This is a genomic window from Pseudoalteromonas aurantia 208, assembly GCF_014858725.1.
Classification (GTDB): domain Bacteria; phylum Pseudomonadota; class Gammaproteobacteria; order Enterobacterales; family Alteromonadaceae; genus Pseudoalteromonas; species Pseudoalteromonas aurantia.
In genome coordinates this window covers 829,759-852,176 of record NZ_AQGV01000015.1, presented here as the reverse complement: position 1 = coordinate 852,176, position 22,418 = coordinate 829,759, and the positions used below count along the sequence as shown (strand labels likewise).

The following is a 22,418-nucleotide window of genomic DNA, read 5'->3' as shown; positions in this document are numbered from 1 at the left end:
AGAAGTAATAAAAAAGCAGCAAAAGAAGTGCCAAAAACCAAATGAAACATAAATTAAACCAATCAGAAAACCTTTATAAACAAAGCAATCTTTTTTGATGTAAAAAGTAAAACAGCTAAGAGCAACAGCCCCTAAGACAATGACGCAATGCTTGAACACTGCTAAACTAGAGAGATAAAGTAAAACAACACGATCGGCAGCACCTCAAACTACATGAAGTATTTATTTGTATTATTACTCATCATGTCTAAACCCCATGCACAAGAGTACCATTTTGCCTCGATTAACTATCTTATTGAGCAAGAAATTGGCAGAGTTATTTTGTCTGAAGTTTATAACGAGTTAGGCATAAAAATTACCATTTCCCCTTTACCAGGGAAACGCGCTCAACATGAAGCACGAACCGGTTTAAAGGACGGGGAAATAATGCGTATTTATAGCTATGGTAAAGAAACACCTTCAACTATCCGGGTTCCTACGCCTTATTACTATTTAGAAACAATGGCATTTGTGCGCATCAATAGCAATATAGACATAAAAACACCTAAAGATCTAAACCAATACCGTATTGTTAAAGTCAGAGGCGTAAAACATACCCAAAATATCACGAAAGGAATGCCTCATGTCACAGACATGAATTCTACAAAACAGCTAATGAGATTGGTGTCAGCAGGCCTTGCGGACGTTGCACTAACAAACACACTCGACGGCCTGGTAATGTTAGAACAACTGAATATTACCAATGTCATACCATCACCGCAAAGCCTCGACCGACAGAGTCTATATCACTATGTTCATCAATCTCTTGCACATCTAGTACCTGAGGTAGACCAAAAAATCATAGAAATGAAGCAATCAGGAAAGTTAGACGCACTCATCCTCAAAGCTGAAAACCAAATAATCAGAAATTATGGGAGTGACGCAAAATAGCTTTGGCAACTCCCTCATGTCATTAACTTACGTGCTTACCATCTCTACTAATCAGTACATTACACACTTCATCATGCAGCGACTTTAGTCGGTAGCATGTCAAAACAATTGAGCCTGCGAATTTCATTAAATATATGATCATGCAGGCAACTGATAAGTGATTTACCACTAGGAAAAAATTTCAGTATGTTGTTAATTCACATCAGTCATTCTCAATGCCGTTGCAGTTAAGGCATTATTTGTCGCTGGTACCTTACACAATTGCAATGAGTAAGCATGTTAATATACGTTTACAAGGAATGGCTAATAAGCACTCGGTCAACCAGCTCCAGTGCCGTGGTCAAGTTCTCTAAGTCTCGATATAAAATACCATCTTTTCCTGAGTGATGACCTCGTCCAACAATGGTCATTTTTTGTAGCTGCTGTGGTTGTGAAAAATCAATCACTGTTTCATACACCACTGACGGTTGCGCAGAATAACCATCTCCCGAGTAGACTTTGTCATCTGGGAATCTATCACTACGATAATAACTGTTGTAATCAAAAGAGTGATTTATTTCTAGCCTAACCCGATATTGGCCAACTAATCTATCCCTCATTTGAGTATGGTAAATGAAGTTATTCATCATAGTAGCGCCACTATATCCATCCACTTGTAATGCATTATCTGTTGGCAAAAAATAACCATTACTTGCCTGTTTGCCTAACTTATGCAAAAAAACCGGTAAAGACTCGGGCCTCATACGTGTGTTCTTGGTTTGTGGATCTTCCCCCCCCTCTAAAGCCGTTAATGCGAGTGGACTTTCACCAATCATTAAATGGCTATCAAATACCTGCTCAGCATCCACTTTCGTTACTTTGTTTGTAAAATTATTGGTCGCAATTGAACGCGTGACATATAAAGGTTGAACAAATTCACCCTCCAGTGTTTCAATCCAAAGCGCGTATTGCGGCCACATAAAATACGGACCTTTTTTGAATTCAACAGTGACCGTCTGTCCCTGTGCTTTTGGGATGGCAGCGTTGTACTCTTCAAATATAACCTCTTTGCCATGCTCAGCTTTGTCTGCCGCTTTTAATGATTGTCCAAATCGATACACCATCGCTGCAGGACTCAAACTAAAATAAGGTGCCATACTTAAATATGTCACTAAGCTTATAGCTAAGAAAAATGACAATGAGTAAGCGCCATTATGCTTTTTGAGAGGGTTTAAATAACTAAGAAGTATCCGTCGATTCTTAATTGTGTGCCAAACAATAGTACCGCTCATCACCACACCTATCATGGTGTGCATAACCGAAATTGCTGCATCATGGCGCTGAGTGAATAACAAAATAGATGTGACAAGCATCACCAAAAAAGCAAAAAATAAGAGTGCCCCAATCAGCACTCGAGAATGTAAAAACGACATAACTAGCTCCTGTTAAATAAGGGCTCTGTTATCTCATCAAGTTATGTCTTTCTCTAATAAAGCTTTCTAAAATTTACTGAAACATATGATATTTATACTTTTATTTAAATCCAATTTGCTCTATTAATTCGACCTGCTGATGTAATTCTCGTTGCGTTGCAATGGATTTTGCTTGCTCAAATGCAAACGTTTGCTTCTCTACGTTATTTTGCTGCTTTGCAAGTAAACCTAAACGAACCCATGTTGAAGACTCCCCTACAGGGCATTTTAATACGCGATGATAGTGCATTGCCCGGTGGTAATATGCCTCTGCTTTTGAAAACTGTTGTGCTTGTGTAGCTAAATAAGCTTTTAAATCAGTTAAGTAAGCCATAAATAACCAGTCGTGATAACTTTCAGCTAATTTGAACGCGCGTGCGATGATTCCATATGCTTCAGTGGGACTATTGCTTTGAATTAAGTTTATCGCTTGAAAATATAATAATCGAGTCAGCTCTGAATGATCTTGCTGTTGTTGTGCCAATGGCAGTGCTATAGCCAGTTGCTGAGTTGCCTCAGCTAATTGCTGTAAATTTAAAAGCGTTTCAATGAATAGACGCTGCGCAGTCAAATTATTGGGGTCTTTTAGGACGATGACTTCTAACAACTCTTTTGCCGCCAGGTGGTTGTTTTCCAAGCGTAAATCAATTGCCACACCCAGCATCTCATCACTAAAGTCACTATGATAATATCCGTGATTACTATCATCACTGACCCCCAACGCCAAATTTAATTCCCTCACTAATTTGTCAATTAACAATTGCGGGTCAGTCGAAAAAAGCACACCTTTAGTTTGCGCTTTTCGATAGTAAAAAGTATAGCTCAATTGATAATCGTGAGGTGTGCCCGATAACTTAGTACTCACCAACAACTCAGCCCCTGAGACTTGAAATATATCACCGACGTGATGAGGCTTTATATTTTGTAACGGCACGTTTGCTCGCGCTAATACTTCCAAGACATAATCCGTCTGCAAGATCCCAAATTTATCATGGTTAGGCAATCTTTGGATTACTTGATCCATCATACCTAATCGCACCCAACTGTGATCATTACCTTCAATATTGTTCACAGTCGGTAATATCACCACAGAGCCTGTAATATCCGAATGAAATGACGTATTAGGTGCTGACGAGAACCAAAAGTAATTCAAGCTAAATGCCGTGGCGATAAGCAGTATCACCATAAATCTCATGTAGGGAAGACCGATAACGGAGCTTATTACATGACTGGTTTTTACATTCGGTAACCAAATATACCCTTGCTTAGGCAATGTTTTAATCACATCATGATCTTGAAACAATTGACGAATTTCTTTAATCGACTGAAAGATAACCTGTTCATCCACGACGCTATTCGCCCAGACGGCATCAAGAAGCTGCTGCTTAGTGACAACTTGACCTGAATTTTTAAGTAAAATAATGAGTAATTGGCATGTTTTAGGGCGGAGCGCACGCGTAGTACCCTCTTCTGAAATCACACTGAATGCTTTCTCATCAATGGTAAAGCCCTGTGTTTTATACTGTAGTTTCAAAACAATCTACTTTTACTGCGGATGAATCGATACAGTAATGAATTTCAACCAATAATCAATAGTAAACGCTGTAAATCTTATTTAACCTCAGGTTTGGATAAGGGTTTTGGAATAGAAAATATTTTGTAAACAAACTTGCGTACAATCCAATGATGATATTTTGTTCAATATCAAGGCACTTTTATGCAGTAATAGCCGGCTATTACAAATGAAAGCAACGCCGAGAGTGAGAAAAATAGCTTTATTGGGCAAATTCGCTTATCCAGAGCTGAGGTTATTTAACCTCAGGTTTGGATAAGGGTTTTGGAATAGAAAATATTTTGTAAACAAACTTGCGTACAATCCAATGAGGATATTTTGTTCAATATCAAGGCACTTTTATGCAGTAATAGCCGGCTATTACAAATGAAAGCAACGCCGAGAGTGAGAAAAATAGCTTTATTGGGCAAATTCGCTTATCCAGAGCTGAGGTTATTTAATCAATTTTAAATCTGCCCGTCATTACCTTGCCGCACACGCCACGGTGACAGCTATTTTTGGTCTAAACACCATCAGCAGCTTAAAGCGCGATTAAAGTCCTATTGACTACGCAGCAGCCTTTGCCAAAATTGACCAAGGGTTACTCGGGTCGTTCATATCTGCGTCTAAAGCATCTGATGGTACGCCACCAAGCAACGCATTTTGCGCCTCTTCCAAACGTGCATCAAAGCCTCTTATTGCGTCAACAAACCTTGCTTTTTCATAATCAGCCAATCGATCATCTCCCATGATATCATCTTCGGCCAACGCCAACATTTCACGACGTACACCCAATTCTTTATACGCCAAAAAATCAATACCTAAAGAGTTAAACAATAGCGCCTGCTGCATTTCATGGCGCTCTACTTCTACATCAATGGGCATTTTCATAATCTGACTAAGTGTTTCGTGATGCAGCCCTTTACTATACTTATCAGCGGGAAGTGAATCATCAACGACAGAGTTAGCGTGCCCTTTTATCTTTTCATAATAGAAAGTTGCAAATTTAGATGCGTCCGCATGGCTTCTCGATATATTCACCGCAAAATCAGAGTCAGCCTGCTTTGGCTTTTGCACATTTTCATATTGGATATGGAACTGTGTCTGCTTATTAAGGCTCTTCTCATTGACTGCAGAAAACTGTGTATAAGGCCGACTGTTACTATTGATGCTTTGTATAAATGACATGGCACGTTTGATCCGCTTAACTCAATATTAAGCCATTGAAAGCAAAAGCCGTTCCAATAGGTTTCTCTTTATATTGGTACGTATGATGTCTAAACATAGACATATTCGAAGCGTGCGTTGATATTAAGCGGCAATAACTTGCCGCGTTGCTTATTTTGCCAACCTCTCTAGCAGCTCAATGACGCATAATAAGTCCTCTGCAGTGGTTTCCCAGTTACTAAATGCCGCCCGAATAATACGCTCTCCTTGCCAAACACCGGGTGTCATGAAGACTTTCCCTGACTGATTAATTGCCTCCAAACACAGCCTGACTTCTTGCAATACATGCATATCTCCTGGTTTAAACAATACGACATTTAACTCACACGGCTTAAGTAATACATAATACTGTGAATTTTCCAGCCAGCTCGCCAGTGCCTGTGCCAAATCAACATTACTTTGAATATGTGCTGTTATACCTTGTCTACCATAAGATAATAACGTAGCCCAGACAGGTAAAGCTCGGAATCTACGCGAGTTCTCAATGCCCATAGACATATAATCTTGGTTTTGCGCTGAACTCGCTAAATAAGGTGCATCAACATGACATGTTGCGACCAAGTGATTGGGTTGGCGCGTTAAAAAAACCCCACAATCGTAAGGGACATTTAACCATTTGTGACAATCGAGTGTGATACTGTCTGCGAATTCAATGCCATTGGTTTTATGCTCTGGGCCATTCATTAATCGTTCGAAAATACCAAATGCTGCATCAACATGTAACCAAGCGCCATGTGTTTCGCACAGTCGACTGATGGCGATTAAATCGTCGTAATCAGTTCCTGTTACTGTCGCAGCGCTGGCAATCACTATTTTTCCTAGGCTATCACAACGTGATAAATGTGTTGCTAACGAATCAATGCACATCGCCTCCGTGTCTTGTAACGTATCTACACACTGCCAATTTTGCTGACCAAACCCAGCCATCCCTAAGCTTTTTATCATGCTGGCATGTGGTGATGCGGCATAAATCATCACATCTAAGCCAGCCATGCCTTGCTGTGCAACATCAATCCCTTGTTGCGCACCAATAAATTGCCGAGCTGTTAACGCACCCAATAAATTTGCCGCAGTCGCCCCTGTTGTAAATAGTCCAGTAAAGCTATCAGGCAAATAAAATAACGCTCGGAGCCAGTCGATTGTTTGCCGCTCTAATTGCGATGCAACCGAGTCGCCTCCTTTAGACACATTCTGATTAAATACCGTGACAAACCAATCGGCTAATGTCGCCGCAGGGTTAGCGCCACCTGTTACAAACCCCCAATACCGCCCTCCATTACTCGCCGACAATTTAGGTGCGACTTGATCATTGAAATGCATACAAAGTTGTTCAACCCCCATGCCATGAGTAGGCAGGGGTACGGGTTCCAAAGTTGTATCATTCGATATCACCGCTCGACAACCAAGTTCAGTATGAAATTGATTGAATTGTGCTTCAAGCATCTCTAGAAGGCGCTTTTGTGTTGCTGAGCTATATGCCATTTTTTAACCTAATTGATGACTAAACATACCCATTAGTTTATGCTCACCAATATTAGATAACAGATACAGACAATGGCTTTTTTAGATAACAGATGAGCAAAACAGCAAAATATAAGCAGCTTGGTCAACAGCTAATTAATAATATTGAAAACAATGCATATTCAATTGATGAGCCGCTGCCATCACTGAGAACGTTTTGTACTTTACACCAAATAAGCATGACAACGGCCTTAGCATGTTATCGCTATGTTGAATCACTGGGCTATATTACGGCATTTCCTAAAAAAGGGTATTTCGTTACGGGCCTTCCTACTACGCAACAGCACTATCAATTTCCACAATTTAAAGCCGAGCCCGCTTCATTTGTAAGACCTAAAAGCCAATTGAAGAATTTAAGCCAAACACTTGCAACTGCGGAGTTAGACAGCACTCTGATTGACAGTAAACGGCTCAGTCAATCATTAACACAAGCCTGCAAACATCATGATCAACTCTGGGGCTATGCCAGCCCTGAAGGGGAATACGTGCTTCGTCATGCGTTAAGTAATCATTTTACACATCAAGGGTTTGCACTGCCAGCGAGCGATCTATTGGTCACCCATGGTTGCTTAGATGCAGTTCAACACGCTATCTCGGTCACAACGAACCACAATGATGTTATTTTAGTAAGTTCTCCGTGTTACAGCGGTTTGCTTGATTTGTTATGCTCTTTGAACCGACAAGTAATAGAAATACCAAGCACTGATAATGGCTTAGATCTCGAACAAATGGAGAATGCGCTACGTCAATATAGCGTGTCAGCGTGCTTACTGAGCGCAAATCATCAAAACCCAACAGGACATAGCTTAACCAATACACAAAAACAAAAAATAGCTGAATTGGCACACACCTACCAAACACCTATTATCGAAGATGATGTGTTCCGCGAACTAAGCCATACTAAAGTAACACCACTGCCAATCAAACATTATGATCGCACCGGTTGGGTGATCTGGTGTGGTAGCTTTTCAAAATCATTGTCTGCCGGCCTTCGATTAGGTTGGTGTGCACCAGGTCGATTTTTCGATGCCTTCTTAAAGCAGCTTTCAGTTCGTACGCTTGGCGTTAATAAACCATTGCAATTAGCCATGGCTAACTATATCAACAAAGGCCACTACCAACAGCATTTAAAACACGTCAATCAACATCTGTGCGCCCATAAAAATTTGTATCTTCATTATTTACAGGAGCAGCTCCCAAACAATAGTAGTATATACATGCCCAGTGGCGGAATGGTGTTGTGGCTGGCTATTCCAGCACTCAATACTGAGCAACTCGCCATGAAACTTGCCCACCAGCATATCTATATAAAGTCGGGTTCTTTATTTTGTAACACCAATAGGTATGATCACTGTTTCAGACTCAATATAGGCCTAGTGCCCACTGACGAAGTAAAAACACAACTCACAATAATCATTAATGAAATCAAAATACAACTCTCATAGCAATTACAATCAAGACGTGAGAAACTCGATTGATAAAATAGGTACTTAAAATGGATTATTAAGAACATAAAATGCAAGACTTAACCCGCGGTCCCATTCACAAACACCTTATTACTATGTCTTTGCCAATTGCCATTGGCCTATTTATTCAAACGTTATATTTCATCATTGACTTATATTTTGTCGGCAATTTAGGGGATGTTGCCTTGGCTGGCGTGAGTACCGCTGGTAATCTGTTCTTTTTTGTCATGGCCTTAACACAAGTATTCAATGTGGGGTGCGCAACCTTGGTTGCCCATGCCATTGGGCGTAAAGACCAAAAAAATGCAGCGGCCATATATAGTCATGCCCTCTTTTACGGTATAGCCGCAACCATACTGCTAAGTGCCATAGGCTACTTATTTGGCCCATATTACTTTTCTCTTTTGGCTGCGACCAATGATATTGCAGTAACTGGATTGAGTTACCTATATTGGTTTATTCCAGCGTTAGCATTGCAGTTTATATTAACGGTTATCTCTGCCTCTATGCGTGGTGCTGGGCTCGTAAAACCTTTTATGGTCATTCAAATGGTCGCCTTACTACTAAATATGGTGCTGTCACCAGTACTCATTACGGGCATTGGCCTGTTTAGCGGTATGCACGTAGCTGGGGCAGGCCTTGCAAGCTCTATTGCGACAATTAGTGGCCTTATCATGACTATTTTTTATATTAAGCGCACTCCAGGGCTACTTAAACTGGCCCCTAATTTGATAAAGAATGACACTAAGACATTAAAATCATTACTTAAAATAGGAGGTCCGGCAGGGAGTGAGTTCATGCTAACATTCCTCTACATGGCGATTATTTATTGGGCACTAAGTCAATTAGGCACTGATGAACAAGCAGGGTTTGGTCTTGGGATCCGCATTATGCAATCTTTATTTTTACCTGTGATGGCCATTGCATTTGCGGCGCCTGCTATTGCTGCTCAAAATTATGCCGCAGGTAAAATGAAGCGTGTTTACACCACTTATAAAACAACCACACTTGCCACAACATCACTGATGTTTTTGCTGGCCATTCCGTGTATTTTAATGCCTGATATCTTTTTTACACCTTTTAGCAATGACCCTGAGGTTATAGCTGTGGCCGCAACATTTCTAAGCTATGTTGGGTTTAATTTTGTGCCCGCTGGTTTAGTGTTTTCATGTTCGGCGATGTTTCAAGCGTTTGGCAATACTTGGCCAGCACTCTTAAGCACTTTTTTAAGAGTGGGGAGTTTCAGTATACTGCTGATATATTTTACTTCTCAAGCAACGATAACAACCACAACAATATGGCTTTTATCTGCTGCAACTGTTTTCTTTCAAGCACTTATTAGCTTCACTTTTTTACAACTCACGCTCAAACGTCGGCTATTTAGTAAGGTAAAAATACTGACTTAACGCTATAATATTTGTCGGTATAGATTGTGCATAATTTACTCTGGTGCACAATCTAGCGGTAAATATTAGCCATGAAGCTTACATCAGAAGAATCAAATTTTATAACACAGGTACTGCAACAAGACAGTACGGCGCAACTAGATATTCAACTCTCCGATATTGAGACGGCTCAGTTACAACAGTGGCTGACAACACTCACTCAAGCGAGCGATCTGCAATTACTCGCAAAAATAAACTCCCAAATTATGTATTTTCCAGCCCATATAGAAACGAAAGGTAAAAACAATCCCACTTTTAGCTGCGGACTACCAAGTATTTTTGACACAAACTCAAATCACAGGCATTGGCGAACAGAAAAGTTAACTGGCGTACAACTACGGGCAACAAAATTAGGATTCTCATTTAAAGTCCTTTCTTTGTCTTTATCTGGTCTTGTTATACGTACCTTCCCATATAACGCCACTAAGTTGGCCGAATACTTGGATTACAGCAAAGTCACGCTCATTTTATCTCAAGGAAATATAGCTAAATTTGATGTTACCAGTAATCGGGTCATTAACGACACCGCTATCGCGCTTGAGATAATGAACATACATGATGGGCTAATGCACTTAAAGCAGGAAATTTTCGAGTATTACAATCAAGTGCATCCTGAATAAGCTCGCAACTATACAAATTGTTCGATGACCACTCGCAATGCTAACAATAAGAAAGCAATCCCTAAAATCTTGTCAATAGACGACTGCTTTTTCGTCAAATCAAATTTATCTCTGGCTTTAGCTGCTCCCACCGAAACAACAAAATACCAGGCCGTGTCAATCAGTAACACAGTTGCACACATGATCAAGGCCACTTGGATGGTCATTGCTTGCGGATCTATAAACTGAGAAAACAGTGCGACAAAAAATATCGCTAACTTTGGATTTAAAAACGCAATGGCAAAACCATCTTGCGCAGCTTGCTTGAACGTGTTTATTCCCCCTTGGTCAGATACGTTTATACCGGAGGATTTATTCATCAATATACGCAGCCCCATATAAGCCAAATACCCGGCACCACCATAAACAAGCGCTTGATATACTATAGGGAAATGATTGATCAAGCTGGCTAATCCAGCTAACGATAGTCCAGCATAAAGTCCAACACCCAGACCATGGCTCACACTTGCCACAATACCATGTGCGGCACTGTTATAGAGAGAATGACGTAAAACGACGGCTAAACTCGGCCCTGGCGACATCGCTCCAACCATACAAATAAACGCCAAACTTAACCAGGTTGTTAATTCCACTTCATACCTCATCACAGCTTAAAAAAGTCACATAATAACGGATTGTGGCCAATCAGAAAATTGAATATTACTCGCAAACTGCAAACAAGTAATTGCAAGATGCAAAAGCTCAACACCAAGAAATCATTTAAACCCTTGATATCAACAATTTAAAAATTGGAACAGCTCATGCTTTCAAGACTATATCTACCTTTTAAATTGGTTCTTCATTATGAAATTAACGTCTATCGCGTCCTTGTGTATATTATGCTCATCTGGGAGTGTGTTTGCTGGCCCATTCGAAAACTGTCCGAGTAAAGCATTTTTAATGCAAGACTCTGTCGCAAAACTCTATGGTATTGACTTAGTTTCAGCAAAAGCCACCACCATCACAGCAAGTCTAACACGTGAAGGCGCTGCCAATACTTCAAGCGTCAACGCTGTTGGGTTTAATTATAAAGATCAATATATGTATGGGTATAGTAAACAATCACCTGGAAGCGTTGTGCAAATTGGTGATGACTATAATATGACCGAACTTGATGTAACTGGACTACCTGACACCAATTTTTACGTCGGTGATATTCAGGTAGTAGGCACTGAGCCTAACCAATCTGCATACTATTTTGTTTACACGCCTAACTATGGACTCTACAAAATTCCGCTTAATGGCGATTTAACTCAAACAATTAATGCCATTCATTACACCGGCAGTGAGAACTGGAATTTTAAAATCTATGACTTTGCTTTTCATCCCAACAGTAATTTACTTTACGCGATGGAGTCTAATGGCAACTTACATGAAATCAACGTCAACACAGCTACCACAACGTTTATAACGCAGTTAGACACTTCAGGTGACAGCGGTGCATTCGGCGCAGCATACTTTGATATTAATGGGCAATTTTATATCAGTAATAACAAAAGCGGAAAAATTCATAAGATAGATTTATCTACGAGTCCAGTTGTTGGATACACACCAACCGCGGCGGTGTTTACCAGTGGTCCTAAGTCATCACAAAATGACGGTGCTCGCTGCGCCATTGCTGAAGTAAAAGTAACTGATAATTCAATCGACTTTGGTGATGCCCCCAATGGCTATGCTACCACACTTGCCGACAGTGGACCCCGTCACTTATATGACCCAAATGATGATGGCCAAAACCTTGTTTACTTGGGTGCCAGCGTAGATGGTGAAAACATAAATACTGCAGCTGATTTAGCGGCGGAACCTATTGATAACTCTGATGATGGCGTTGCTTTTGTTACTGATTTTGTTGGCGGGCAAACGACACAAGTCATTGTAACCGCCTCTCAAAATAGTTACTTATACGCGTGGGTCGACTGGAACCAAGATCAGGTTTTCTCGTCTGACGAAGTTGCTCTAGATAAAGTCGCCATCAATGCAGGCGATAACAGTTTGCTGATTGCTGTTCCTGAAACTACATTAGAAGGCAATACATGGGCACGGTTTCGCGTCACAGATGGCACAGAAGCGTCAAATATCAGTGCAACCGGTGGCGTTTCAGGAGGGGAAGTTGAAGATTATGAAATTACCACCTATGCAAGCGATGCGTATCCAAGTGAAAGTGACTGGGTAACCTTGTCGTATGAAGATAAATGGCCTTTTGCTGGAGACTATGACTTTAACGATTTAGTGATGCACTTTAGAAGCACACGCTATAAAGAAAATGGGGCAATAGTTGGGTATCGTATTGAAGGTGAAATTGTCGGCGTTGGGGCAACTTACCACAATGGCTTCGCTGTCAGGCTTTATGATCAAATCAATGCCTCAACACAGCGCAGAGTAGCCCGCTCCGAAGTCGATGAGGCCAATATTAGTTTCTCCATCGATGGCGTTGTGCAAGAAAACTCTCCTCTCGAGGCGAACCGCTCAGATGCCATCATTATTGTAATGGAAGATGTTTGGGATTATGTTCAGAAAAATAGTGGATGTCAGTACTTTAGAACGGAAGTAAACTGCCAAAATGGCAGCAAAGTAACATTTTCGGTCACAATTCCCTTACTGGCACCTAAAGCACTCGCTGATTCCCCAGCGAATGTATTAGACCCATTTATCTTCGCAAGTAACGATCACTTTCACGGTGAATTCATGAATAATGTAGATAAAAGAGGCTGGGAAGTGCATTTAAAAAACAGAGCACCAACGGAAGCTTTTGCCCAGTCGCTGTACAATGTGTCAGGCAGTGACGACGCCTCTAACCCGGCTGGAAATACCTATTTTCAAACTGCTTCAGGGCTACCTTGGGCGATGGAAATTGGCTCAGCGTGGCAACACCCTATTGAAAATATTGATATAACCAATGCGTATTCTAAATTTGCCGCATTTGCGACCTCCGCAGGTAAAAACAGCATTACGTGGTATAGCGAACCGCAACTTAGTAAAGTAATTACATCGGGAGCACAATAATGAACAAATTAACTGTAACTCTATTTAGCCTTTGTTTTTTAAGTGCATGTGGCGGTGGTGAGGATGGGGCGTCTACACCGAATCAAAATTCAAGTCCTGTGGTTCAAAACCCAGACCCAGCGCCAGGCACGGGGACAACGCCAGATCCAGAACCAACACCTGAGCCAACGCCTGAGCCAACGCCTGAGCCAACGCCTGACGTGACATCAATGGCAGACTTAGTCATTGATACAGACTTTGATTTATCAACTAAATTTTCTTTGCTTATTGATGTAGATTTAAAACTTGAAGATCAACGCGCTTATTTAAACATATGTCAAAAGCTCACAGGGCAAGTTAAAGCCGACAGACATAACTGTGTTCTCAGAACTGCACTAGGTAATGCACCTCTAAATACAGTACTCACAATCAGCCGCAGTGACATTCAGCTCGTCGCAGAGGTGTGGTTTTACGATAACAACACCACACCTATGACATACGAGTGGCAATATGATGCCAATAATGAACAACAACAGTTTCAAATTCGCTAATGCGCATGTAGCACCAACGTAGCGACCGCTCCTGAGCCCTCTCGAGCGGTCAATGTCAAAGTACCACCATGTTGTTCAATTACTTTTCTGCACCACACTAATCCGATACCTTGCCCATGTTGCTTTGTGGTGTACAGTGGTACAAATAAATGCTCTGCAGACCCTAAACCGATACCATTATCAATAACATCAATCGTCAAGCCAAACTCATTTTGATCTGCACGCAGTGCAATATGGGGCACGATATCTCCAGCCTCACAAGATTCCATCGCGTTCTTTAACAAATTGATCAGTACTTGTTCAATCAATATGGGATCTAAATTCCACTGTTCGACATTCACTAATATCGAGATCTCACAATGAGGGTAAAGCTGTCGCACGCTTAAAAATAATGGGTGTAATGCGACATTACACTTATGAAGCTCTACTTGCCTTTCAAGACTACTGTAGTTAGATACAAATTGCTGAAGATGCACACTCCGTTCGACAATCACTGACAGCATCTGCTTTTGAGTGTCATCATGAGAAAACTGTTCAAGTGTTTGTGCTATTGATTTAATGGGTGTGAGTGAGTTTTTTATTTCGTGACTTAGCACTTTAACCAACTGTCGCCATGCATCTGTTTGCGACTGCTTTAACTCACTTTTGATATTACTAATTAACAACAAGTGGTGTTTTTCACCATTTAAACTGATTTCACTGCCTCGTAATTGGTGTGCAGCCGCGATGGCGCCGTTAGTAAAACACCACTTTTCATCAACACGTCTGAAACCAATCTCTGTGATAATTTCTAACTTTTTCAAACGCCAGTCAGCATCTAACCAATGTGTCAACGCCACATTCCCCATAATCAAGCGATAGTCTTGGTTCACAATCAAAATAGGGCTATCAAGTGCTTGTAATAATTCATTTACCAATAATGCATGTTGATTTTGTTCGCTTTGCCATTGTCCAAAAATCGTCGTGATGTGTTCCAATTCATGGTGTAACTGTGCTGCCACACCACTTTGATAAATTGGCACGGTTTTAACACTTGTATCTGAAAAGCGAATGGCATCTAAAGCGGTTTGCATCGCCCGATAAGGTGCAAAGAACTGGTTGTAAATCGAACAAAACAACGTAACATAAATAGGAGTCAACACCATAAACGCGGTCACAACATACAACCCATCACGTGTATAAACCCAAACAAAACTAAGGGTTAAAAGTATTAATATCAAATAATTAATAACAGATAGAACTTTAAACAACTGCTCTTGAGAGCTGAATTTCACTGTATAAAGTCCTTTGCTGCAATATCATACTTCTCAAGCCGCCGATAGATTGCACTTTTACTGATCCCCAATAAAGCTGCGGCTTCTAACGTTTGACCTTGCGTGCTTGTTAAGGCTTGCGTTAATAAGGCTTGCTCAGCATCAGCCAATGTCATCAATGGCAATGTCCCTGTCTGACTAATATTCTCTCGCGGATTATTCATCAATAAGGTGTCGATATCTTCCCCCACAATTTGTGGATTCACACTCAATAAAACCAAACGCTCTACCACATGGCTTAATTCTCGTAAATTACCGGGGTATTGGTATGACTGCAGCGCCCTGAGCGCACAAGGCGCAAAACATAAGTCATCTCTATGATGAGCTTGTTGATGCCGCAGTAAAAATTGTTCCGCAAGTGCCGGAATATCTTCTTTACGCTGAGCAAGGCTCGGCACCTCTATCGTTATTGTGTTAACCCGATAAAGGAGATCTTGACGAAACTTGCTTTGTGCAACCATCATGACAATATCAGCGTTTGTCGCACTGAGTATTCTTGGCTTAGCAAATTGAGTCTGACTGCTTCCAACCGGCTCAAAGTGGCCACTTTCTAATACCCTTAATAGCTTTGCTTGTTGAGAAATGGGCATTTCCGCAATTTCATCCAAAAACAAAGTACCTTCTTTGGCCAATTCAAAGCGCCCTATTCTTGATTTATCAGCCCCCGTGAATGCCCCTTTTGTGTGTCCAAACATTTCACTTTCGAACAATGATTCTGGCACCGCTGCCATATTCACCTCGACAAACTCTCCCGAAAGATTGGAAACTTGGTGTACATAATTTGCTAACGTTGATTTACCCGTGCCATTTTCCCCAGTAAATAAAATATTTGCTTGGCTTTGTGCAACACGGTCGATTTGAGCTTTAAGGTGCTGCATCGCAGGCGAATGACAAATTAAATGAATATCAGGCGTATTGTCTGCAATTGTTTGTTTAAGCGCTTCATTTTTTTGCCCTAACGCGGATAGTTTTAATGCATTTTCAATTATCTGAGTCAGCCTTGAATTATCCCATGGCTTTTCAATGAAATCACATGCTCCACTATGTAATGCTTTTACAACCAACTCTGTATTAGCCCAAGCCGTCATAGCCACGACGGCTGGCGCCTGCACTAACTCATCGAGCTTACGCAAAAAATATAAGCCTTCTTCACCTGACGTGGTATCAAATGCAAAGTTCATATCCAAGAGAACTAAGTCTACGGTTTGCGCTTGTAATACTGACAAACCCACCACGGGTGAGTCAGCCTCTAGAATCTCATAGCCATAATTACTCAACAAAAACCTTGCTGATAACCTGACATCCGCTTTGTCATCAATTATTAATATTGTCCGCTGCATGTTCTTTTCATGCCGCACCGTATTTAGTGCGGCAGTCAATCCTTATTGATTTCTTAATGCTGATATAAGATCAGATTTAAGTATTTGTTTTACTGGAATAATACAAGCCATATAGGAAAATCCAAGCAACAGTATCAATGACGCCCCAACTTGTAAAGCATCTGGTACCGGCACCGCATCACTGTATTGACTCGTCAATGCATACAAACCTAACCCTAATATAATACTCAAAAGTATACCGATTAATAACGGCGTGAACGCATCTTTGACAACCAACATGGTAATACGTTTTGGTTTAGCACCAACAGCCATTCTGACACCCAGTTCGTAACGACGCATTTGTGTTCCATAAGATACCACCCCATAAATACCTGCGCATGCAAGTAACAACGCTAACACGCTTAAACTCCCACTCAACCAAGCTGCTAACCGGTATTTGAATACCAAATCTTGACTTGTCTGCTCAACATCCAGAAACTCAAGCACAGCCAAATTAGCATCTACCTTCTCCAATTCCATCACAATATCCGTTTTATTAAACAATGCCTTGTCTGATACTTTCAGCATTAAGTTTAAACGCATAGGACTCATAGCAAAATAGGTAACACCCGCGTATTTTTCTTGCGTGAATGCGTTGTAATGATCCGCCACGACCCCAATAACTTCAAAACCTTGATCAGGTGAAAAGAACATTGACTCACCGACGGCATTCTCTTTACCAAATGCATTGATTGCAACTGAACGACTCACCAACATAACTTTACTTTTGTCTTCAATGTCTGCTTGCGTTAAATTTCTGCCGTAGAGAATTGGCTGCTCCAACACAGAGAAATAATCAAGGCCGATGGTATTAAAACCAAATAATCCGAGGCGGTTCCCTTCCGAATCAATAAATGGACTAGAGAAATCACCTTTTCTGATTGGCGAGATGGTACTTTTTACTGCAGCTTGTACCTGTGGCAATGCTAAAAAATGCTGCTTGAGCTGTTCAATCAACGCCAACTTCGCTTCTCGTGATGGGTAATTGTCACCCGTTTCAATTTGTAAGCTGTACACATTCTCTACATTAATACCCAGTGGTTTTGTTGCCATCTTCAGTGTTGCCTGTAATACAGTTGACGTGGCAAATAACATTAAGCCAGTTAAGGTAACCTGCGATATAACTAAGGTTTTTCGTAAAATCGGTGATATTTGTTTTTGCGTCCCCTTTCCACTTGCCGTCAAATGTTGTTTTAAACGCTCATGATCAACACTTTTGCTCGCCACCCAGGCTAAAACAACCGACAACACCAATGCCACAATCAATGCAAATCCGACGGTCATAACATTGATGCCGAGCTCATCTAAACGATTAATCGACCCTTGTGCCAGATATTGTGTCAGTACCAATAGCCATGCTGCCAATAAAAGCCCAAAGGCTGATGCGCTTAGCACGATGATCAAACTTTCCACCAATAAATGCTTAAAAATATGCTTTGGTTTCGCCCCCACGCTTGCACTAATTGCCAACATACTCTGCTTTTTAATCACATGAGACAAATACAAATTCACAATATTGGCAAACGCAATAAGTAACAATACCAAAGCGCCAGCAAATACCATCAGCGAAATAAATGGATTATCGCCTTTGATCACCTTAGTTAACGGCGCCAAATCAGCTCTATGTTCGTAATCTTTAAAATCAACGGCAAATTCACTACTTTCAATTGACTGTGTTAATGCTCTATCTAGTAACCCTTGTAAAGGGGACAAACTTTGCTTCGCGATATTTTTTTGTACCGTAACTAAATTGCGTGACGCATTTCTAAACTCTTTTTCACTTATTCCTGCTTGCGCCATGGGTAAATATAAACGGCTTTTTCCGTAGAAGCTCAAAGGCTCTGGATCTCGAAAATTATCATTGACGACACCAATAATTTGTAAACTAACGCCATTAAAATCTAAGCTTTGACCAATGACATTAGATGCGCCGCCAAAATCAGATTGCCATAGCGAATAAGAAATAACGGTTTCAGGTAATGCATCTGTTACTTTATCCGTGGCACTAAAGTTTTGCCCTAACACTAACTGTGCACCGAGCAGTGGTAGGTATTCATGACTGACATACATCACCACTTCTACAGGTTTATCCGCTCGACTCGTAATACGGCCACGTCTTTGCGTCAGCATGGCTGATTCATAACCCGCTTGTTTAGACGCTTGGTACATAGCGATTTGCCCGCCCTCACTTTGTCCCCCTATATTATCAATGCCATCTTGATGTAAGTTTTGCTTTAAAACATACAGCTGTTCCGCATTTTTGTAAGGGAGCGGCTTAAGCAACACCACCTGATTTAAATTAAATGCCGCCAATAAAGCACCGAGCGTCAATGCCAAAGTTAAGATCATTATGAGGGTAAACCCCGGCGCTTTTTGTAAGCCAGCTACGACCTGCTTGATATGTGAAGTTACTTTCATTATATCGCCTCACTGAGAGCTGGCACGGTCACAATTTTTCCATCTAATAAGTTATATTGCTTAGATGCAAAATTTGCATAACGCGGATCATGCGTCACCATACATATTGTCGTCCCCTGCCGATTCAATGTACGCAACAACGTCATTACCGCATCTCCATTGTGAGAATCTAGGTTGCCCGTCGGTTCATCAACTAGCAATATCGTTGGGGCACCAACCAGTGCTCGAGCAATCGCGATACGCTGCTGTTGCCCACCTGATAATTGATTTGGCCTATGTTCTGCTCGATGTGCCATTTCAACTTGAGTGAGCGCTTTCTTAACCGCTTTATCAATATCGGTTTCTTGTACTGCCGGTTCCCTATAACGCAGCGGAAGCGCTACGTTTTCAAACACACTTAATTCGTCGATCAGATTAAACGACTGAAATACAAAACCAATTTTTAAATTCCTATACTCAGCCCGTTGGTCTAAGTCCAAGTCTTCAACGGCTTCACCTTCAATGAAATAGCGGCCATCACTTGGTGAATCAAGCAAACCTAAAATCGAAAGCAATGTTGATTTACCACACCCTGATGGGCCTGAAATTGATACAAATTCACCTTGGTAAATATCCAAGTCGATTGCTTGTAATGCATGCGTTTCAATACTTTCAGTGAGGTATACTTTGCTTAATTGCTTGAGTGAAATGCTCGCTTTTTTATCGATTGATGCTGTCATGATAGAGTCCTTATAATTTTAGTTCGATGGTATCTTCAGCATGTTGATCTATTGCTGATAAGATAAGTTCTTCGCCTTGAGTCGCGCCTGAAAGTAATTGAATGCGTTGACCACTTCTTTGGCCCAATGCAATCCAAGTTTTTGTCGCACTTTTTCCATTGTCAGAGACTTTGTAAACTTGTACCCGTGTTTGAGGCTTAGCATTAACGGGAATGGGTATCGTCAACGTTTGCGGTATTACCCCTAAATTAATGACCGCAGCAATATTCAGTGAGGGTCGCGCATTATTCGGCAACTGACCGACCAAATCGAGCTCTACTTCAACATGACCGTCTGTCACAACAGGATCGATACGTTTTACCAAAGCATCCGCTTTTCCTCCTCTGGTATCTATCACTGCTGACATGCCTATTTCTAGCCCTTGCAATTCTCTTTGTGGCACTTTTACTAACGCGATTAATGAATCAACACTTCCCACTAAGGCAATCTGAGATCCCATCGCTAAGCTTTGCCCTATTTCGATTGGTAACGTTTGTAGCATGCCGTCAATGCCCGCAACCACGTTAAGCCTTTGAGCTTGTGATTTCGCCAGCGCCATTAAGCTCGCCTTTTCGTTAAGTTTTTGCTCTTCGATTTGCGCAGCCTGTAAGTGCAATTGCGTCACTTTCGCTTTTTTGTTTTCTAAATGTTGATAGCGCAATGTCAATTTATCAACTTTGGCTTGACTGTCCAGTAGATCTAGCGCAGATACAACCCCTTGTTTAGCTAACCCTTTTTCTGCATTAAGACGTGAGAGAGCAACCTGCAAATCGACTTTGAGTTCTTGTAATAACTGCTCATCGGCTAGTTTCTCACGCTCCTGTTTAAGCAAGAGTTGTCCAACAACCGCCTTCTGTGCGTTATATGTCATTTTTGCTTGTAGCACTGCTTGCTCAATTTCAGGGTTACTCAGCTTTACAATCACACTGTCTCTTGTAACTAAGGACCCAGGCTTTATTAATATTTGCTCTACAACTGCACTATAAGGTGCTGTCAAAAATCGCTGTTGCTTTGACTGTAAATTGCCAAACCCCTTTGCTTCTAGCGCCAAATCTTGTTGTGCTACTTTTGCTCGCCATAAATCACGACTTGCTACTGCTGTTTTATCAAAACGATTAATCATCAGTGTTACCAATACACCAACTATCATAATAAGCGTTGCCATTATAGCCACCGCTTTACCGCTCAGATGCTTTTTGCTTTCAACCCTTACTTTATCCATGATGAATACCTTTATCCAATTGACATAAGATATAAAGCAAATTCGATACCAAACAAAAAGACCAATAATATCAATTATTTATATTTTAAAAATTGAATAAACCATAGAAATTCCCGAAATCGAGAATACGAAAATTCCCGATTTCGAATTAACCTGCACGACTTAAAGTCGTGCTTTTTGAGGGCAATAAAGTTCAAATTTTTGAGAAATATACGATGAAATAGATGCACAAAGTAAAATCACCATTCGCCTACTAGGCATGGTTCTATATCGGCGAAGAACTAGGGGCTGTTGATCTTTGCTGTTCTATTTCTTCTCTTTGAGCATGCTTTTATCGCGCGCTTAATAGGTGGCCTAGTAAACTAAGCGAATATTAAGCAACAAAGAGAAGGGATAACCATGCTACGCAGCCTCTGCCTTGTATAAAATTCAATCAAGCTGCTGCAAAAACGAACCTGAAAGATCAACAGCCCCTAGTAACCTACAAGTTCTGCATACCCTTTTGCAGTAAAACCTCCAACGCTTGTGACGCGCCCTTCCCAATAAGGGATGCTTAATTGGTTCCTAGCGTCTTTATTTACACTGTTAATAATGGTTGTATCAAACCCGGTAACATCAAGGTGCCATTGAGTTGGGTACCGTTTACCATCCAGTGATACGTGCTCAATTGGTTGCAGCGAAATCTGTGAGTCTGCAAGGTGCTGCACTTCACCACTGCTCAAAATATGAGAACCACTACAATGGTCGTATTCTTGCAGCGCATTTCTAATACAAAATACCATCAAGGCCCCATTATCCGCATTATTGGCCTGTAAGCTGAACCAATCCCACCCGGTATGCTTTGGGTCAATCAATGATGACGACCACTCTCTATCCAACCACGCCTTTCCAGTGACTTTATAGCGCTTGCCAAAGAACTCAAGTGCGCCTTTTGCGTGTAAAAATGGGTAACTATAATAATACGACGCATGACCTTGCATCGTTTTTTGGCTGTATCCTTTATCACCATGCAATGCCATTACACTGTTGTGTAACGCCAATTGTGCCGAAAAACCACCTTGCTTCGCCATCAAGTTCAAGGGGAAGGTCTGATCTGCCCCTCCTTTAAGATACCAATTATCGATTCGCGCAACAAAAGGCGCAGCTGCGATTTCAACCTGCCCTGCCCGTGCAAACTTTTCAAATGCTTTGTGCGTTTGGTTATTTTGAATAGCAAAATGTGCAAAGTAAAGTTGCCCATCCCACCAACGAGAACTTCTCGCGTCAGTGTTTCCAACTGACGTACGAAACAAGGTCCACTGCACACCAAATTCAGTGCCATCATCCGCTTCTAAATTTGCTGTTACGTACCACCACTCGATACCTTGCGCTAAGTGCGCCCCATGGTCTTGAGGAAATGAAAGTAACGTATTAGGCTCAACATCCACACCCAACTTCGGGACTGCATTCATAGAAACTTCACGACCCTGTTGCATTGGTTCACACCCAACCAATAGCAAAATGAATAAGCAAATTGATATCACAGAAGTTAACATGGTGATTCC

17 protein-coding genes are annotated in these 22,418 nt (G+C 41.2%); 6 read left to right on the top strand and 11 right to left on the bottom strand.

The genetic code is table 11. From position 1 onward, the window contains the following. The first annotated feature begins 213 nt into the window (after positions 1–213). Positions 214–930, top strand: coding sequence for a substrate-binding periplasmic protein (locus PAUR_RS21905; protein ID WP_192509842.1), 717 nt, complete (start codon positions 214–216; stop codon positions 928–930). 290 nt (positions 931–1,220) lie between these two features. Here PAUR_RS21905 and PAUR_RS21900 read toward each other — a convergent pair whose 3' ends face one another. The 4 genes from PAUR_RS21900 to PAUR_RS21885 all read right to left on the bottom strand — a co-directional run bounded on the left by PAUR_RS21900 (position 1,221) and on the right by PAUR_RS21885 (position 6,642). Then, positions 1,221–2,342: a hypothetical protein gene (locus PAUR_RS21900; RefSeq protein ID WP_192509841.1), complete on the bottom strand. Its 1,122-nt coding sequence runs from the start codon at positions 2,340–2,342 to the stop codon at positions 1,221–1,223. A gap of 100 nt (positions 2,343–2,442) precedes the next feature. Further along, positions 2,443–3,915 carry a winged helix-turn-helix domain-containing protein gene (locus PAUR_RS21895; RefSeq protein WP_192509840.1) on the bottom strand — a complete coding sequence of 491 codons (1,473 nt, stop codon included), beginning with the start codon at positions 3,913–3,915 and terminating at the stop codon, positions 2,443–2,445. Between the two features lie 585 nt (positions 3,916–4,500). Further along, positions 4,501–5,121 carry a hypothetical protein gene (locus PAUR_RS21890; RefSeq protein ID WP_192509839.1) on the bottom strand — a complete coding sequence of 207 codons (621 nt, stop codon included), beginning with the start codon at positions 5,119–5,121 and terminating at the stop codon, positions 4,501–4,503. 150 nt (positions 5,122–5,271) lie between these two features. Next, positions 5,272–6,642 carry a pyridoxal phosphate-dependent decarboxylase family protein gene (locus PAUR_RS21885; protein WP_192509838.1) on the bottom strand — a complete coding sequence of 457 codons (1,371 nt, stop codon included), beginning with the start codon at positions 6,640–6,642 and terminating at the stop codon, positions 5,272–5,274. A gap of 92 nt (positions 6,643–6,734) precedes the next feature. Here PAUR_RS21885 and PAUR_RS21880 point away from each other — a divergent pair, with 92 nt between their 5' ends. The 3 genes from PAUR_RS21880 (at position 6,735) to PAUR_RS21870 (ending at position 10,212) form a co-directional block, all read left to right on the top strand. Beyond that, on the top strand, positions 6,735–8,126 hold the full coding sequence (locus PAUR_RS21880) for an aminotransferase-like domain-containing protein (protein WP_192509837.1): 1,392 nt from the start codon (positions 6,735–6,737) through the stop codon (positions 8,124–8,126). Between the two features lie 71 nt (positions 8,127–8,197). Next, positions 8,198–9,553 carry an MATE family efflux transporter gene (locus tag PAUR_RS21875; RefSeq protein WP_192509836.1) on the top strand — a complete coding sequence of 452 codons (1,356 nt, stop codon included), beginning with the start codon at positions 8,198–8,200 and terminating at the stop codon, positions 9,551–9,553. Positions 9,554–9,624: 71 nt separating this feature from the next. Beyond that, positions 9,625–10,212, top strand: a complete 588-nt coding sequence (locus PAUR_RS21870) for a hypothetical protein (protein WP_192509835.1) — start codon at positions 9,625–9,627, stop codon at positions 10,210–10,212. Between the two features lie 8 nt (positions 10,213–10,220). On the opposite strand, the gene PAUR_RS21865 is transcribed toward PAUR_RS21870, so the two are convergent. Next, positions 10,221–10,844, bottom strand: coding sequence for a LysE family translocator (locus PAUR_RS21865; RefSeq protein ID WP_192509834.1), 624 nt, complete (start codon positions 10,842–10,844; stop codon positions 10,221–10,223). A gap of 211 nt (positions 10,845–11,055) precedes the next feature. Here PAUR_RS21865 and PAUR_RS21860 point away from each other — a divergent pair, with 211 nt between their 5' ends. Together PAUR_RS21860 and PAUR_RS21855 are read left to right on the top strand one after the other, a co-directional pair. Continuing rightward, the gene (locus PAUR_RS21860; RefSeq protein ID WP_192509833.1) at positions 11,056–13,254 is read left to right on the top strand and encodes an LruC domain-containing protein; all 2,199 of its coding nucleotides are present in this window, start codon (positions 11,056–11,058) and stop codon (positions 13,252–13,254) included. Next, positions 13,254–13,784: a hypothetical protein gene (locus tag PAUR_RS21855; RefSeq protein WP_192509832.1), complete on the top strand. Its 531-nt coding sequence runs from the start codon at positions 13,254–13,256 to the stop codon at positions 13,782–13,784. The genes PAUR_RS21860 and PAUR_RS21855 overlap by 1 nt, the downstream gene beginning before the upstream one ends. Here PAUR_RS21855 and PAUR_RS23945 read toward each other — a convergent pair. The 6 genes from PAUR_RS23945 to PAUR_RS21825 form a co-directional block, all read right to left on the bottom strand. Next, complete coding sequence (locus PAUR_RS23945; protein WP_192509831.1) at positions 13,781–15,058, bottom strand: sensor histidine kinase; 1,278 nt, start codon at positions 15,056–15,058, stop codon at positions 13,781–13,783. The genes PAUR_RS21855 and PAUR_RS23945 overlap by 4 nt on opposite strands. Continuing rightward, entirely contained in the window at positions 15,055–16,437 is a 1,383-nt protein-coding gene (locus PAUR_RS21845) for a sigma-54-dependent transcriptional regulator (RefSeq protein WP_192509830.1), read from the bottom strand. Before PAUR_RS21845 ends, PAUR_RS23945 begins: the two co-directional genes overlap by 4 nt. Positions 16,438–16,479: 42 nt before the next feature. After that, positions 16,480–18,894: an ABC transporter permease gene (locus PAUR_RS21840; RefSeq protein ID WP_192509829.1), complete on the bottom strand. Its 2,415-nt coding sequence runs from the start codon at positions 18,892–18,894 to the stop codon at positions 16,480–16,482. Beyond that, positions 18,894–19,613 carry an ABC transporter ATP-binding protein gene (locus PAUR_RS21835; RefSeq protein ID WP_192509828.1) on the bottom strand — a complete coding sequence of 240 codons (720 nt, stop codon included), beginning with the start codon at positions 19,611–19,613 and terminating at the stop codon, positions 18,894–18,896. Before PAUR_RS21835 ends, PAUR_RS21840 begins: the two co-directional genes overlap by 1 nt. Positions 19,614–19,623: 10 nt before the next feature. After that, on the bottom strand, positions 19,624–20,874 hold the full coding sequence (locus PAUR_RS21830) for an efflux RND transporter periplasmic adaptor subunit (protein WP_192509827.1): 1,251 nt from the start codon (positions 20,872–20,874) through the stop codon (positions 19,624–19,626). 473 nt (positions 20,875–21,347) lie between these two features. Beyond that, a complete protein-coding gene (locus tag PAUR_RS21825; protein ID WP_192509826.1) occupies positions 21,348–22,409 on the bottom strand; it encodes a lipocalin-like domain-containing protein in 1,062 nt (353 codons plus the stop codon). Positions 22,410–22,418: the final 9 nt, after the last annotated feature.

What these genes read in the sequence shown, in the direction of transcription:
- PAUR_RS21905 (WP_192509842.1), top strand. Translation starts at nt 214, where the DNA reads ATGAAGTATTTATTTGTATTATTACTCATCATGTCTAAACCCCATGCA.
- PAUR_RS21870 (WP_192509835.1), top strand. Translation starts at nt 9,625, where the DNA reads ATGAAGCTTACATCAGAAGAATCAAATTTTATAACACAGGTACTGCAA.
- PAUR_RS21875 (WP_192509836.1), top strand. Translation starts at nt 8,198, where the DNA reads ATGCAAGACTTAACCCGCGGTCCCATTCACAAACACCTTATTACTATG.
- PAUR_RS21835 (WP_192509828.1), bottom strand. Translation starts at nt 19,613, where the DNA reads ATGACAGCATCAATCGATAAAAAAGCGAGCATTTCACTCAAGCAATTA.
- PAUR_RS21880 (WP_192509837.1), top strand. Translation starts at nt 6,735, where the DNA reads ATGAGCAAAACAGCAAAATATAAGCAGCTTGGTCAACAGCTAATTAAT.
- PAUR_RS21860 (WP_192509833.1), top strand. Translation starts at nt 11,056, where the DNA reads ATGAAATTAACGTCTATCGCGTCCTTGTGTATATTATGCTCATCTGGG.
- PAUR_RS21825 (WP_192509826.1), bottom strand. Translation starts at nt 22,409, where the DNA reads ATGTTAACTTCTGTGATATCAATTTGCTTATTCATTTTGCTATTGGTT.
- PAUR_RS21845 (WP_192509830.1), bottom strand. Translation starts at nt 16,437, where the DNA reads ATGCAGCGGACAATATTAATAATTGATGACAAAGCGGATGTCAGGTTA.
- PAUR_RS21830 (WP_192509827.1), bottom strand. Translation starts at nt 20,874, where the DNA reads ATGGATAAAGTAAGGGTTGAAAGCAAAAAGCATCTGAGCGGTAAAGCG.
- PAUR_RS21900 (WP_192509841.1), bottom strand. Translation starts at nt 2,342, where the DNA reads ATGTCGTTTTTACATTCTCGAGTGCTGATTGGGGCACTCTTATTTTTT.
- PAUR_RS21885 (WP_192509838.1), bottom strand. Translation starts at nt 6,642, where the DNA reads ATGGCATATAGCTCAGCAACACAAAAGCGCCTTCTAGAGATGCTTGAA.
- PAUR_RS21890 (WP_192509839.1), bottom strand. Translation starts at nt 5,121, where the DNA reads ATGTCATTTATACAAAGCATCAATAGTAACAGTCGGCCTTATACACAG.
- PAUR_RS21840 (WP_192509829.1), bottom strand. Translation starts at nt 18,894, where the DNA reads ATGAAAGTAACTTCACATATCAAGCAGGTCGTAGCTGGCTTACAAAAA.
- PAUR_RS21855 (WP_192509832.1), top strand. Translation starts at nt 13,254, where the DNA reads ATGAACAAATTAACTGTAACTCTATTTAGCCTTTGTTTTTTAAGTGCA.